The following is a 13,656-nucleotide window of genomic DNA, read 5'->3' as shown; positions in this document are numbered from 1 at the left end:
CGACACAATCTCTTCCGGCTTCGGTCGCTTGTTTGCCATCTCTGATCCTCCGTTTCCTAATCATAACGGCGGACCACTTCAGTGGGGGAGGATCAGCAGGATCGAGGGGGATCACCCTTACGTCTTCCTCGACGGGATCGTGATGAAGCGGTCCTGGGCGGACGAGGTGCGCAACGTGTCGCTGCTGGTGGCCATCGGTGTGACCCGTGAGGGCTATCGCGAGATCCTCGGCATCGTCGAGGGTCCCAAGGAGGATAAATCCGGCTGGTCGGCTTTCCTGCGGCACCTGTTAGATTGCGGGTTGTCGGGTGTGCGGTTGATCGTCTCGGACGCCTGTCGCGGCCTCGTCGGTCGGGAAGGAGCCAAGCGATCACAGAAGGACACGGATGCTCGCTGGACCCAAAAGCACGGAAAATCCCACTATGGCTACAAGAACCACGTGAACCTGGATCGCCAGCACAAGCTGGTCCGCCGTTACCACGTCAGCGACGCGGCCCTGCACGACAGCCAGGCGGTGGATCACCTGCTGATGCGGGGCAATACCGGTGCTGGCGTCTGGGCCGATCCGGCCTATCGCTCCGCGGAGATGGAGGCGAAGCTGCGCGCCCGTGGCCTGAAGAGCCACATCCACCGCAAGGGCAAGCGGGGCAAGCCGCTGACGGAACAGGGCAAGGCAAGTAATCGGACCAAGTCCGCCGTGCGCGCTCGGGTCGAGCATGTCTTCGGGGCCCAGACCAACGACATGGGGGGCGCCTTGGTGCGCACCATCGGCTTGATCCGCGCGAAGGCAACGATCGGGATGAAAAACCTCGCCTACAACATGCGACGGCTGGCGCAGCTGCGTCGCCTGAACCCAAATCCGGCGTGATCCGGCGCGTGGGCGTCAGGCAGACGGGGCCAAAGCGCGCCGGGATCGGGCGGAGCGGTCGCTGGTCACGCCCCCGAACATCCCAGCGAGCAGTTGCCGGCAAGCTTCAGACGGTTAGACAGGCATTGAGAAGCCGGAAACGGAAAAAATCGAAATGCCCAATAGTTTGAAGGAGCATCATCATGAATATTCTGATCCTCGGCGCCACCGGCGCGGTTGCGAAAGACTGGTTTCCCGGACCGGAGCCGTGCTGGCCTATGATGCTCAAAACTCGCCGGTCATCGACGCGGGTCTTGCCGTAGCTCTTGGGAAAGAACGGCTTCAGGCGCTGCATCTGGGCGGCGGTTAGCCAGTAAAGATGGCTCATTGATCAGATCTCCTTGCGGAGCTTGAATCACGTCAAATAACTGAAATCAATGGGTCTGCACCCTTAGCTGCAGACCACGTGCTGTCGTCTTCGGAATGAGCGGCCATGCAGCAACAATCATGCAGCAACAATAAGGTGCCGACCCGGCCTGCGACTTCATCGTCATTGATCAAATCTCTGAACGCGTCCGAAGAGGCCGGACATGCGATAGCCATTCACGCACCGCCGCAGGCTGCACGGGCTTTCGCAGCAGGAATATGTCTTGCGTCTGGGCGAGATCGGCGACCTCGTTGCTGCGGTTTGCGGTGACGAGTAAAGCGCGGATGTCGCCGTATCGTGCCCGCAGCTTGGCGATGGTTTCGATGCCGGTCTTGCCGTGGTCCAGCTGATAGTCCGCGATAATGGCGTCCGGGGTTTCGCCGATTTCCTCGATTAGGCTGACGGCGACATCGAAATCGGTGGCGGGCAGGGGGCTTATGCCCCACTGGTCGAGCAACAGGACCATGGCATCCAGCACGGCTGGCTCGTTCTCAACAACAAGGACGATCATGTCCGAGAAAGGCTGGGCAGCCGGTTCTGCAGGTGCGTGTTCATGCTTGCCGGTCCGGGGAGGCTGCGCCCTGTCTAGGGTCAGGCGGAAGACGGTTCCGCGCCCTTCCCAACTGTCCAGCGATAGCTGATGATCCAGCAGGATCGCGGCGCGTTTGACGATCGACAGACCCAGACCCATTCCGGCGGCCTGCGCCATGCCGGTGTCGAGGCGGTGAAATTCCTCGAAAATCGCTTCGCGCTCGGAAAGTGGGATGCCGGGTCCAGTGTCCCAGACCTCGATCCGCATCTGACCGCCGGGCAGATGGCGCGCGCCAAACAGCACCTTGCCGCGTGCTGTATAGGTAATGGCGTTGACCACCAGATTCTGGATGACCCGCTGAAGATAGCCGGGATCGCTGAGGACGATGGCGCGGGTCGGCACGAAGTGCAGTGATATCCCCTTGCACGCCGCGGTTTCACGATAATCGGCGGCGATGCTGGCAAAAAGCGCGCCGAGGTCGATCCGGCTAGGCTGAACGTTCGTCGCACCGTCCAGCCGTGAGATATCCAGCAGCGCGTGCAGGATCGCCTCGACCGAGGAAAAAGCGCTTTCGATCCGCTGCATCAGCATCGCTTCGCGTGCCGGCAATGCGTCGGGCTGGACCGAGGCCATGAACAGCTTGGCCGCATTCAGCGGTTGCAGCAGGTCATGGCTGGCGGCGGCAAGGAAGCGGCTCTTGGCCTGATTGGCCCGCAGCGCCTCATCACGAGCCGATTCCATTTCCAGCGTGCGTCGGCGGACGCGCGCCTCCAGCGTTTCGTTCGTCTTGGCAAGGGCCGTCTGCGCCCGGCGTTCGCCTGTCACGTCGGAAAAGCTGACCACGAAGCCGCCGTTTGGCATGGCCCGCATCGCCAGGGTCAGATGATGACCGCCACGGGTCAAAAGTTCGTCCCGCAGCGGGCGTTGAGATTCCTGATTGTTCACCCATTGCATGATCCGGTCGATCTTCTCGACACGCTGAAACACGCCATGCTTGCGAAGAACTTCGACCAGTTGATGAAAATCCGCGCCGACCTGCATGATCTCGGCGGGCAGCGGCAGCAGATCCAGCAGGCGGATGTTCCACGCAAGAAGCAGCCGGTTCGCGTCGAAGGTGGCGACGCCTTGGTCGAGGTGATCCAGTGTGGCGCGGACAAGCTGGCTTTGCGCATCCAGCAGCTTGTCGCGTTCCAGCCTTTCGCGACGGACGGTGACGGTGACCTCTGTCTGAAGGATTGCCGTGCCCCCGTTCGATGTCGGCCGTTCCGAGACCTGAATCCAGCGGTCGCCGGTCAGTTCCAGAATGAATCCCACCTGCAGTTCCAGATGACGCGCGCGGCGTTCGGACAGCCATTCGCCGCGCGACTTGCCCTCGCTGGGAAGAAGTGCTGACGATTGCGAGACCATATTGAAATAGTCGTCCAGAAGCAGGCCGGGGGTGACCCTCTGTCGAATGTCCGGGAACAGCCGGGCGAAACGGCTGTTCGACATGATCAGGCGGTTGTCATGGCCGAACAGCGCAAAGCCTTCGCGCACGGCCTCCAGCGCGTCGGCCAGGTCGGCGCGGGCGCTTTCGGCCTCGTGCCGCGCGCGGTCCAGGCGCGAACGCGACTGGTTCAACTGGTCCATCGCCTGTTCAAGGTCATGCGTGCGGGCGCGGACCTTGGCTTCCAGTGCGGCGGCCGTATGGAAGTAGTTATAGGCGGTGTCGGCGCTGGCGGCCTCAACCCGTTTCATCAGTGCGGTGACGATCTGGCTGAGCTTTTCCAGCTTGCGTTCCGGGCTGTCGTCGGGGCGCAGCAGCTTTCTATGCATCGCCGTCCTCATCCGCGAAGATCGCGACGCCGGTGAAGGTCTGGTTCACATGCATGGCGCCGTGCTGTTCGCCGTAAGTATTGAAGCCGAGAACACGATAGCGCCGCATCAGGTCCGACATTTCCGCGACCCGCTGGGACGAGGTGATCTCGATCTTGCGCAGCACGCAATCGAAACCGATCATCGCTTCGGGCCTGCGGCCACCGACAATACGCGCCAGCGATTCTTCCAGATGGTGCAGCAGGTCATGGCGTTCGGCCATGGTCAGCACCAGCCCCTGATCCACGGCCGAGAAAAATCGGATCTCGCCGTTCTCCTCGACCTTCTGGATTGCCCTGACGTGATAGTCGCCGCCCGCCTGAACCAGAACCGGGTGGGATGCGAAGTGGAACGGCGAAAGCTGGCTGGTCGAGTTTCCGATCAGGCGCGCATATTCCTCGGCGGCGGGTTCGTCGTTGATGCGCGACACCAGCCGTTCCGCGGGATCTGCCTCGGTCACCACCATCCGGGTCGGCCCCGGCGAAAAATTCTCGATGCGGAACACCTGGATCGGCAGGCGAGAGCGGACGAGCGTGAGGATCGAGATATTCTTGTGGAATGCGCCGTCCCAGAGCAGCCGGGTTTCCGAAAATTCCAGCCCGTCGCCGGCCGAGCCGCCGAAATGGGCGATATCGCCAAGGCTGGGGCTGACGGCGCTGATGACGCGGTCCTCGTGTCGCGCCAGCCCGTCATTCAGCAGGAAGGCGAAACGATGGGGCAGGGTGGCGGGGTTGCCCTGTTCAGCCGCGATCAGGTCCAGCACCTTGCCAGCCAGCTGGTCGGGCGCGTCCTCCGGGTCGATGCAGGTTGCGCTGACCGAGAAATTCTCGGCAGTAAACGCGATGGCGACCACCGAATTGTCGCGCATGCCTGCGGGTGTGATCTCGCCCGCGGTGGTGCAGCCGATAATCAGCGTGTCAGGGAAGGCTCGCGTGGCGGCGGCGGCGAATTCGGGGCGGGCATATTCCGGTGACAGGAACAGGCAAAGCAGTGCAAGCTTGCGCGCCCCTATGCCATCGGCGATCTCGCTTATTGCCTGCGTGGGGTCCGGCGCGTCGGACCAGCTGCGCAGGATGATCTGGCCGGTATGACCGCTCATGCGATGCCCTGACCCCTCCACTGATCGCAGCATTTTCGCGATGTTAGGCCCGGTGATGCGCTGATGGCAAGCCGGGCTTATTCGGGCAGGATCGAGTCGAACCTGACGCTTTGGGCCAGCGAAACCGCATGGGTACGTGAATGGGCATGCATCTTTCGCAGGATCGCGGTCACATGCGCCTTTACCGTGGTTTCGGCAATCTCCAGCTCGAAGGCGATCTGCTTGTTCATCTTGCCCGTGCAGATCATGTGAAGAATCGTCCCTTGCTGCGGGGTCAGCGTCTTCATCCGCTCGATGACGCTGTCAGCGTCGCTTGCGTCAGCGGTCGGACGATGGGCTTCTGCTTCCAGAACACCCTTCGAAAGGACTGTGCCGATGGCGGCAACGATCTGTTCCCGTGAGCTGTGCTTGGGGACAAAGCCGATTGCGCCGGCGGCCTTGACCGCATCGACCACCGGTTGATCTGACAGGGAGGAAACGACGATTACAGGCGTCTCTCCGACCATGGACTTGACGCGGATCAGCCCGTCGACACCCTTCACGTCGGGCAGGTTCAGATCGAGCACCAGAAGATCAAACCGCGCGCCTTTCGCGATCAGGTCAAGCGCGGCAGACAGGCGGTGGGCAACGCTGATCGAATGGTCCGGGAAGGCATCCGCGATTGTCATCTGCATGGCATCGAGAAACAGCGGGTGATCGTCTACAAGCAGAATCAGAGGGCCGTTATTGGCCGCGCAATCCTCGCCGTTGGATTCGAGTATTTGACCAGAACGCTGAGACATGAGCCCTCTTTTTCGACAACCTTAACCGATAGCCCGCAATTCCCCCCAGTTATTTGTGGATCAGTTTTCAGGTCACCGACACTCGACCAAGGTCGCATATGCCCGGCCACGATTTTGCGCCAACCTTTCCCTGGAGATTGCGACAGGGCGGCAAGCAAGCCGCAGCCTGCGATAAAGGGAGGAAACCAGCATGAATGTTCAGCCACGGAACAATCTGAGCGACGCGTTGAGCGTCAGCCATCTTGGCATCGAATTCCCGTTCAAGGCCCGCTATGGCAACTATATCAACGGCGAATTCGTCGAGCCGAAATCCGGTCAGTATTTCGAAAATACGACCCCGATCAACAACGAGGTGATCTGCGAGGTCGCCCGTTCCAACGCCGATGACATCGAAGCGGCGCTGGATGCCGCCCATGCCGCCAAGGCCGCGTGGGGTCGTACCTCGCCGGCCGAGCGCGGCGTGATCCTGAACCAGATCGCCGATGTGATGGCCGCCAATGTCAACCTGCTGGCCGCGGCCGAGACGCTGGACAACGGCAAGCCGATCCGCGAATCGATCAATGCCGACATCGCGCTGGCGATTGACCACTTCCGCTATTTCGGCGGCGTGATCCGCGCCGAAGAGGGCGGTATCTCGGAAATCGATGCCAACACCTATGCCTATCATTTCCACGAACCGCTGGGCGTCGTCGGCCAGATCATTCCGTGGAACTTTCCGCTGCTGATGGCGACGTGGAAACTGGCGCCTGCGCTGGCAGCAGGGAACTGCGTGGTGCTGAAACCTGCCGAGCAGACCCCGGCCAGCATTCTGGTGCTGATGGAGCTGATCGGCCACCTGCTGCCGCCGGGCGTGCTGAATGTCGTGAACGGCTTCGGGCTGGAAGCGGGCAAGCCGCTGGCATCATCCCCGCGTATCGCCAAGATCGCGTTTACCGGCGAGACCACGACCGGCCGGCTGATCATGCAATATGCCGCCGAAAACCTCATCCCGGTGACGCTGGAACTGGGCGGCAAATCCCCGAACATCTTCTTCGAGGATGTGATGTCTGCCGATGACGCCTTCTTCGACAAGGCGCTGGAAGGCTTCACCATGTTCGCGCTGAACCAGGGCGAGGTCTGCACATGTCCGTCGCGGGCGCTGGTGCAGGAAAGCATCGCCGATCAGTTCCTGGAACGCGCGATCGAGCGCGTGAACGCGATCGTGCAGGGCAATCCGCTGGATCCGGCCACGATGATCGGCGCGCAGGCCTCGACCGAGCAGATGGAGAAGATCGGCTCTTACCTGAAGCTTGGCCGTGACGAAGGTGCGCAAGTTCTGGCCGGCGGAAGCCTGGGCAAGGTGGAAGGGATCGACAATGGCAACTACATCCAGCCGACGGTCTTCCGGGGCAACAACAAGATGCGCATCTTCCAAGAGGAGATATTCGGCCCGGTCCTGTCGGTAACGACCTTCAAGGATGAAGAAGAGGCGCTGCAGATCGCCAATGACACGCTTTACGGTCTGGGCGCCGGGGTTTGGACCCGCGACGGCAACCGCGCATTCCGCACCGGCCGCGCCATTCAGGCGGGTCGCGTCTGGACCAACTGCTACCATGCCTATCCGGCCCATGCGGCCTTTGGCGGCTACAAGCAGTCGGGCATCGGGCGTGAAAACCACAAGATGATGCTGTCGCATTACCGCCAGACCAAGAACCAGCTGGTCAGCTACGATCCCAACAAGCTGGGCTTCTTCTGATCGCAACCGGCCGCAAGCGGCCAGCCGCCCGAGGGGTCTCCCTGCCTCGGGCGGCGAAATTCAATGAGGAGGAGGTCCGATGGCGCGCGAGCAGGACGAAATGAAGCTTGATGCCACCGAAGCCGCGCTGGATTTGCTGCGTGACATCCAGTCGGTCCACCACGGGCCGCGTTTGCTGTTCCACCAGTCCGGCGGCTGCTGTGACGGCTCTGCCCCGATGCTGTTCGCCGAAGGAGATTACCGTATCGGCGACAGCGATGTGAAGATCGGCGAGATCGGTGGCGTTCCCTTCTACATGAACGCCGACCAGTATGAGCGTTGGAAGCACACCGATCTTCTTATCGACGCAGGTGCAGGTCGCGGCGGGACGTTCTCGCTGGATAACGGGACCGGGCGGCGGTTTCTGACACGTTCAGACGTTTGTATCCGATGAAATGCGGTGCCTGGTCGCAGCATTTGCACTCGCTTTGTATCTGCTGACCGGAATGTCGGCGCAGGCAGAGATTCTGCCCGCCGAAGATATCGCCGCGCGCATCGACCCGCCCTATTTTATGGGTGACGAGATCGCCCCCGGCATCTGGCAATTGACCGGGCTGGACAAGGTGCGCGCCGGCACCGTCATCCAGTCCGAAGCATTGGCCCCTTTGCCGGGCTTTTCGGGTGCGGCGATAAACACCCTGATCGTGATGGGGAATGATGGCACTTTCCTTCAGGTCGAACTGCTTGACCATAACGAGCCGATCTTTGTCTCGGGCCTGGGTCAGGCGCTATTTGATGACTTCATCGCGCAATATGTCGGGCGCTCGGTCACGGATCGTTTCAGCATCGGCACCCCGGCCCCCGGCGTGCAGGAACTGGACGGTGTGGCCAAGGCCACGGCCTCGGTCAGGATTGCCCATGAAAGCATCCTTGCCGCCGCGCTGGAGATGGCCAGGGATTCGATTTCGGGGCTGGACAGGCCACCCGCCGCAAGCCCCGACCCTGATTATCGCGAACAGCTGAGCTGGCAGGAGCTTCTGGATCAGGGGCTGGTCGGCAGGCTTCGCGTGACAAATGCGGAAATCGACACGGCTTTCGCGGGCACCGTCTGGGCCAATGACGACCCCGAAGCGTCCGCCGATCCCGAAGGCATCTATCTGGATCTCTACCTTGTCGATCTCGGCCCACCCAGCATTGCCGCGGCAGTGGTGAGCGATGAGGGGCAGGCCCGTCTTGATGCCTTCCGCGAGATCTCCCCGGATGCAGAGCCATTGCTGCTGATCGATGCCGGGCGGCACGGATTGGTGGATGAGGATTTCGTGCGCAACACCGCACCGGCCCTGATCGGGCTGATGCAGGACGGCTTTCCGTTGGAGCTGCGCGACAGCGACCTTCTGTTCACGCTGAAACCGGACCTTCCGCAAGGCACGGCGATGATCCTGCGAACCGACCGCCGGCTGGGCTTTGACCCGGCGCGCGAATATCAACTGACCGTGCTGGCCGAACGCGAACATGGCGTATTCCAGCCAGAGACCGGCACCCAGGAGCTGCGCCTTGCCCACGCAACGGATGCGCGTTTTTTCCTGCGCCCTGTGGAGGCGGTCGAGATGTCGCCGTTTCAGGCCACCCTGCTAGCCCGCTGGCCGGATCTTGTTGCACTGGCTGCGTTCTGTGGGCTGACGCTGACCTTTTTGCTGCGCCAATCAGCCACAGCGGCCAGCCGGCATTTCGGGGCGTTACGGCTCGCAGTTCTTGCCGTGACCCTGGTTTTCGTCGGCTGGTGGGGGCAGGGGCAGCTTTCGGTTGTCACCGTCACCGGGACGCTGCGCGCGGGCTTGCAAGGGCAATCGCTGGGATTCCTGCTGTATGATCCGTTCTCGCTGATGCTCTGGGGCGTGGCGCTCGCCTCGGTCCTGGTGTGGGGAAGGGGGTGGTTCTGCGGCTGGATGTGTCCGTTTGGCGCCCTGCAGGAACTGACACATGCGGCGGGGCGGCGGCTGGGCCTGCGTCCGCTGGTGGTGCCGGATCGTCTTGATCGGCAGCTGCGCCGGGTCAAGTATCTGGTGCTTGCCGTATTGGTCGTATCCGCCTTTGCCGCCCCCGGCCTGTCCGACAGCCTGAACGAGGTCGAGCCGTTCAAGACCGCCATGACCACCTATTTCCTGCGCGACTGGTTCTATGTCGCCTATGCGCTGTTCTGGATCGTCGCGGGCCTGTTCGTGTTTAAAAGCTTCTGCCGCTATGTGTGCCCGCTGGGTGCCTTTTTCGCGCTGACGGATGGGCTGCGGTTCGCGGACAATATTCCGCGGCGCGCCGAATGCGGCAGCCCGTGCCAGCTTTGCCGTGTGCGCTGCAAATATGGTGCCATCCGCAAGAGCGGTGAAATCAGCTATGAAGAGTGCTTCCAATGCCTCGAATGCGTACAGATCCATGACGATGCGACGACCTGCGTGCCGCTTGTGCTGGCGGCGCGGAAGGGCGCGCGCAAGGTGGCGGCATGAAACGGCGGCGCTTTCTGGCCATCGCGGCGGCAGCGTCATTGGCGCGCCCTGCCGCCGCTGCGCCGGTCCGGTGGGACGGGCTGGCCTTTGGCAGTGATGTTTCGGTCACGATCCGGGGCGGACGCGCGGCGGATGCGGCATTGCGCGCTGTCGTGGGCGATATCCGGCGGATCGAACGCAAGTTTTCGCTGTTCGATCCCGACAGTGACATCAGCCGTCTGAACCGCACCGGGGCGATTTCCATGGATGCCGATTGGCGCGGAATCGTTCGGCATGTGGACATGCTGCATCGCGCCACCGACGGAATTTTCGATCCCACGGTGCAGCCGCTTTGGCGGCTCATTGCCCGGGCGGGGGGAACGCCCGATCAGGCGGCATGGCGAGAGGCCAAAGCATTGCTGGGATGGAACAGGGTCCGTCATGACGGCGGGCGGCTGCAACTGGATCGCGGGCAGGCGCTGACGTTGAACGGCATTGCGCAAGGCTTTGCCAGCGACCTGATCGCCGAGCGGCTGCACCTTGCCGGCTTCGACGAGGTGCTGGTTGATCTGGGCGAGTTCCGGGCCGGTCGTGCAGGCCAGTGGCGGGTCGGGATCGACGGTCTGCCGGACCGGATTTCACTGCGCAACAGCGCGCTTGCGATCAGCGCCCCCGGCGCGATGCGGTTTGGCGCGGACGGGGCCGCAGGACATATCTTCGATGCGACCGGGCCCGCCCCGCGTCCGGCCCGCTGGAGCCTTGCGGCTGTGCACGCGGCCAGTGCCGCCGTGGCGGATGGGCTGTCGACAGGCTTTGCCCTGATGGAAGCGGACGCAATCCGCCGGGCCATGGTCGGGACATGCCGGCAGGTCCTGCTGGTTTCGGCGGAGGGGGAGAGGCTGCGGCTGGACGCCGCGACGCCTGCCTGACTAGCGCTCAGGCTCTGTATAAGTCGCGCCATAGGCGGCGAAGATCTTGGCCATCCTTCCGTCTGCGATGGCCGCACCGATGGCGTCATCGACGCTATATGCAAGATCGCGATAGGCCTGATGGACGGCGACGCCCAGGGTCCAGGATCCCATGCTGAAGCTGGGGATGGGATCGGCCGAAACCGGGTATTCGGACCCAGCGGCATATTCCAGTTGCACCCGTGGCCCCATCGCGGCCGCAACCCCGTCCTGGCCGATCTCGTTCACCGCCGCGATCGGATTTCCGACACGGACGATCTTCGGCCGTATCTGCCCGCCAAATGCGCCTGACAGGAAGAAATCGCTGATACTGTCATTTTCGACCGCGACCTTGTCGAAGCGAAAATAGGCGGGGGTCGGCGGCGTGTCAGGATAGACCACCGGATCATAGGCGATCGCGATGCGTTCTTCGAAATACTGGCCGGTGATGACGACCATCTCATTCCGGCAGGCGAAGTCGATATTATAGGGCACGTGCATCAGCACGTTGACGATGGGCGCGCCAAGCTTTGAATGCTGCCAGAGATAGGTGCGCATGTCGTTGTCGACATTCTCGCCTGCCTGAACCAGTTCGAAGCGCGCCTCCAGCCCCATCTCAGCGGCGATGATCTGGCCCAGATCCACGTCAATGCCAGCCGGCGCGCCATCTTTCAGGAAAGAGAAGGGCGGAAAATCCTCGTAGACGCCGAAGGTCATATAGCCCTGATCGAAGATCTGATCGAGCTCCTGCCCGACGATATCGCGGCCGGTATTCTGCGGCGGTGGCGGTGCGTCGAGACCGCTGGGGATGTTTTCGCATTTGGCCAGTGCCGGTGCGGCGGCAAGGCAAAGCCATGACGCCGCACCAATGACTGTTCCTCGGATGATGCCCGATATCAATTTGCCGCCGACAAGCCGATGGTCAGGGTCTCGGCAGCCGAGCGATGTGCGGGCGCGTCGCCTGTCAGCGCATTCGCCGCGCGCAGCGCGATGCTGTCGGTGCGTCCTTCGCCGTATGCTGTCGGGATCTCGGCCGACATGGTCGAAAGCTCGTCGCGGATCGTCGCCGTCTCGTCGGTGAATTGTGCCGCATCCCCGCCGCCCTGCACCTCGGTTCCGATTTCGGCCAGCCGGTCGCGGATCTCGGTCAGGCGCGCATTCAGGCTGTCATAGGCGCCATCCTCGGGCCGGCTTTCGACATAGGTCTTGATCGCCCATGCCGCCTTTTCGTCCAGCACCTCGCCAAAGCCGGGCATCTTGGTCGTGCCGTCCTGCGTATAGCCGTTGATGAAGCGTTCCAGATACCATTCATCGCCGAATTCGTTCGGTTCAAGATAGCGCAGGTCGGGGGCAAGTCCGCCTGACACCGCCCCCAGCCCATGACAGCGCGCGCAGTTCTGGGTATAGCCGGATTCGCCCACCGCGACGACCTGCTGCCACACATCGTCCTCGGCCTCGCGATAGGGGTTCTCCAGCAGCCATTCCCCACCTTCGCTTTCCAGATCGGGCAGCGCGTCGGTGTTGACCGGCTGCGGCGCGACATCGCCATGTGCGAAGGCGGCACCGGCAAGGCCGATCAGGATGACGGGTAGAAGTCGCTTGCTTTGGGGCAGTCCGGTCATGGTGGCTCTCCTGCTTGAGCTTGCTGTCTGCATCGGCCGGCGCGCTGCCGGTGCGGCTTTCTGCGTCAGAGTTTCGTGGCTGAGGCACCCGACTCGCAATAAGACCTTCGGACAGGTCGGCCGTTTTCGGTATCCGACCTTGGTCGAATATGGCTGCGGTGACACTTTGCTAACCTGCTGACAGAAGAGGGAAAGGACGTTCCGGCGTGAGACTGTATCCGATCATCATTTTCGCAGCCGCCGCCGCGCCTGCCACCGCGGTAGAGGTGAATGTCGTCTATCTGGAACGCCAGACGGTGCGGCCGCCCGTGCTGTCTAACCTGGACGAACGCCCCGAGGATCTGGGCATCGCTGGCGCGCGGCTTGCGGTCGAGGACAATGCCAGTTCGGGAAAGTTTCTTGGCCATGACTATCGGCTGGACGTCCTGCAAGTCGCGCCAGAGGACGCATTTGATCCGGCGCTGCTGGGTGATGCGGACCTGATCATCGCCGATGCGCCGCCTGCCGACCTGAACGCGCTGGCCGATGCAAGGCCCGATGCGCTGATCTTCAATGCGACCGGTTCCGACGATGGCCTTCGGGCGGGCGGTTGCCGGACGAACCTGCTGCATTCAACGCCCTCGGACGCTATGCTGGCCGATGCGCTTGGCCAATTCGTCGCCAGTCGCCGTTGGGAAGATCTCGCCATGATCGTGGGTCCACGCGACGAAGATGCGGCCCTTGCCGAGACCTATCAGCAATCGCTGGCCAAATTCGGTGCGGCAATCGAGAGCGAGAAGATCTGGCCCTTCGACGCCGACCTGCGCCGTTCGGCCGGTGCCGAGGTGCCGTTGTTCACGCAGGAACTGGGGGAGTACGACCTGCTGCTGATCGCTGACAGCGCCGATGATTTCGCCCGCTACGTTCCCTTTAACACCTGGCTTCCGCGCCCGGTCGCGGGCGGTGCGGGCTTGCATGCGAAGGGCTGGGCGCCGGTGGTCGAACAGGCGGGCGCGGCGCAGTTGCAAAGCCGTTTCGTGGAACTGGCGGGTCGCGACATGGCGCCCGAGGATTTCGGCGCCTGGGTCGCGATGCGCAGCATTGGCGAGGCGGTGACGCGCACGGGCAAGGCCGATGCCGCCAGTATCCGCGACCATGTGCTGTCGGATGAATTCGAACTCGCCGCCTTTCTGGGCCGTCCGCTCAGCTATCGCGGGTGGGATGGGCAGCTTCGCCAGCCGGTCCCGCTGGTGACGGCCGAGGCCCTTGTCGCGCAGGCCCCGCTGGAAGGGTTCCTGCACGAGGTAAACGAAATGGATACGCTTGGCGTGGACCGCCGCGAAAGCGAATGCCGGGCTTTTGACGGAGGATGA

At 62.7% G+C, this 13,656-nt stretch carries 11 protein-coding genes and 1 pseudogene; 6 read left to right on the top strand and 6 right to left on the bottom strand.

The window, feature by feature from the left end; translation table 11 throughout:
* Nucleotides 1–868: IS5 family transposase (locus BLT73_RS16175; RefSeq protein ID WP_143025711.1), on the top strand; the 868-nt coding region annotated here is incomplete at its 5' end.
* A 262-nt stretch (nucleotides 869–1,130) separates the two neighbouring features.
* Here BLT73_RS16175 and BLT73_RS17135 read toward each other — a convergent pair.
* The 4 genes and pseudogenes from BLT73_RS17135 to BLT73_RS16155 form a co-directional block, all read right to left on the bottom strand.
* Nucleotides 1,131–1,235, bottom strand: a pseudogene (locus tag BLT73_RS17135) (IS5/IS1182 family transposase); the annotation flags it as partial.
* A 169-nt stretch (nucleotides 1,236–1,404) separates the two neighbouring features.
* Nucleotides 1,405–3,621 carry a hybrid sensor histidine kinase/response regulator gene (locus BLT73_RS16165; RefSeq protein WP_176805184.1) on the bottom strand — a complete coding sequence of 739 codons (2,217 nt, stop codon included), beginning with the start codon at nucleotides 3,619–3,621 and terminating at the stop codon, nucleotides 1,405–1,407.
* Complete coding sequence (locus BLT73_RS16160; protein ID WP_176805182.1) at nucleotides 3,614–4,759, bottom strand: FIST N-terminal domain-containing protein; 1,146 nt, start codon at nucleotides 4,757–4,759, stop codon at nucleotides 3,614–3,616. The genes BLT73_RS16165 and BLT73_RS16160 overlap by 8 nt, the downstream gene beginning before the upstream one ends.
* A gap of 77 nt (nucleotides 4,760–4,836) precedes the next feature.
* Nucleotides 4,837–5,541: a LuxR C-terminal-related transcriptional regulator gene (locus BLT73_RS16155; protein WP_090525540.1), complete on the bottom strand. Its 705-nt coding sequence runs from the start codon at nucleotides 5,539–5,541 to the stop codon at nucleotides 4,837–4,839.
* A 190-nt stretch (nucleotides 5,542–5,731) separates the two neighbouring features.
* Here BLT73_RS16155 and adh point away from each other — a divergent pair, with 190 nt between their 5' ends.
* The 4 genes from adh (at nucleotide 5,732) to BLT73_RS16135 (ending at nucleotide 10,664) form a co-directional block, all read left to right on the top strand.
* Complete coding sequence (gene adh / locus BLT73_RS16150; protein ID WP_090525538.1) at nucleotides 5,732–7,276, top strand: aldehyde dehydrogenase; 1,545 nt, start codon at nucleotides 5,732–5,734, stop codon at nucleotides 7,274–7,276.
* A 79-nt stretch (nucleotides 7,277–7,355) separates the two neighbouring features.
* A complete protein-coding gene (locus BLT73_RS16145) occupies nucleotides 7,356–7,709 on the top strand; it encodes a DUF779 domain-containing protein (protein WP_218132563.1) in 354 nt (117 codons plus the stop codon).
* 52 nt (nucleotides 7,710–7,761) lie between these two features.
* Nucleotides 7,762–9,756 (top strand): 4Fe-4S binding protein, encoded by a 1,995-nt coding sequence (locus tag BLT73_RS16140; protein WP_245727382.1) that lies wholly within the window; start codon nucleotides 7,762–7,764, stop codon nucleotides 9,754–9,756.
* Entirely contained in the window at nucleotides 9,753–10,664 is a 912-nt protein-coding gene (locus BLT73_RS16135) for an FAD:protein FMN transferase (RefSeq protein WP_090525534.1), read from the top strand. Before BLT73_RS16140 ends, BLT73_RS16135 begins: the two co-directional genes overlap by 4 nt.
* On the opposite strand, the gene BLT73_RS16130 is transcribed toward BLT73_RS16135, so the two are convergent.
* Both BLT73_RS16130 and pedF read right to left on the bottom strand, forming a co-directional pair.
* The gene (locus BLT73_RS16130) at nucleotides 10,665–11,582 is read right to left on the bottom strand and encodes a substrate-binding periplasmic protein (RefSeq protein WP_245727381.1); all 918 of its coding nucleotides are present in this window, start codon (nucleotides 11,580–11,582) and stop codon (nucleotides 10,665–10,667) included.
* Nucleotides 11,579–12,304, bottom strand: a complete 726-nt coding sequence (gene pedF, locus BLT73_RS16125) for a cytochrome c-550 PedF (RefSeq protein WP_090525532.1) — start codon at nucleotides 12,302–12,304, stop codon at nucleotides 11,579–11,581. Before pedF ends, BLT73_RS16130 begins: the two co-directional genes overlap by 4 nt.
* A gap of 206 nt (nucleotides 12,305–12,510) precedes the next feature.
* Between pedF and BLT73_RS16120 the strand changes: the two genes are divergently transcribed.
* Nucleotides 12,511–13,656 carry an ABC transporter substrate-binding protein gene (locus BLT73_RS16120; RefSeq protein ID WP_090525530.1) on the top strand — a complete coding sequence of 382 codons (1,146 nt, stop codon included), beginning with the start codon at nucleotides 12,511–12,513 and terminating at the stop codon, nucleotides 13,654–13,656.

Origin of the sequence: Paracoccus isoporae, assembly GCF_900101865.1 — a bacterium.
Taxonomy (GTDB): domain Bacteria; phylum Pseudomonadota; class Alphaproteobacteria; order Rhodobacterales; family Rhodobacteraceae; genus Paracoccus; species Paracoccus isoporae.
This window is presented reverse-complemented; position numbering and strand designations above follow the sequence as displayed.

What these genes read in the sequence shown, in the direction of transcription:
- BLT73_RS16160 (WP_176805182.1), bottom strand. Translation starts at nt 4,759, where the DNA reads ATGAGCGGTCATACCGGCCAGATCATCCTGCGCAGCTGGTCCGACGCG.
- BLT73_RS16140 (WP_245727382.1), top strand. Translation starts at nt 7,762, where the DNA reads ATGTCGGCGCAGGCAGAGATTCTGCCCGCCGAAGATATCGCCGCGCGC.
- adh (WP_090525538.1), top strand. Translation starts at nt 5,732, where the DNA reads ATGAATGTTCAGCCACGGAACAATCTGAGCGACGCGTTGAGCGTCAGC.
- BLT73_RS16155 (WP_090525540.1), bottom strand. Translation starts at nt 5,541, where the DNA reads ATGTCTCAGCGTTCTGGTCAAATACTCGAATCCAACGGCGAGGATTGC.
- BLT73_RS16145 (WP_218132563.1), top strand. Translation starts at nt 7,356, where the DNA reads ATGGCGCGCGAGCAGGACGAAATGAAGCTTGATGCCACCGAAGCCGCG.
- BLT73_RS16135 (WP_090525534.1), top strand. Translation starts at nt 9,753, where the DNA reads ATGAAACGGCGGCGCTTTCTGGCCATCGCGGCGGCAGCGTCATTGGCG.
- pedF (WP_090525532.1), bottom strand. Translation starts at nt 12,304, where the DNA reads ATGACCGGACTGCCCCAAAGCAAGCGACTTCTACCCGTCATCCTGATC.
- BLT73_RS16165 (WP_176805184.1), bottom strand. Translation starts at nt 3,621, where the DNA reads ATGCATAGAAAGCTGCTGCGCCCCGACGACAGCCCGGAACGCAAGCTG.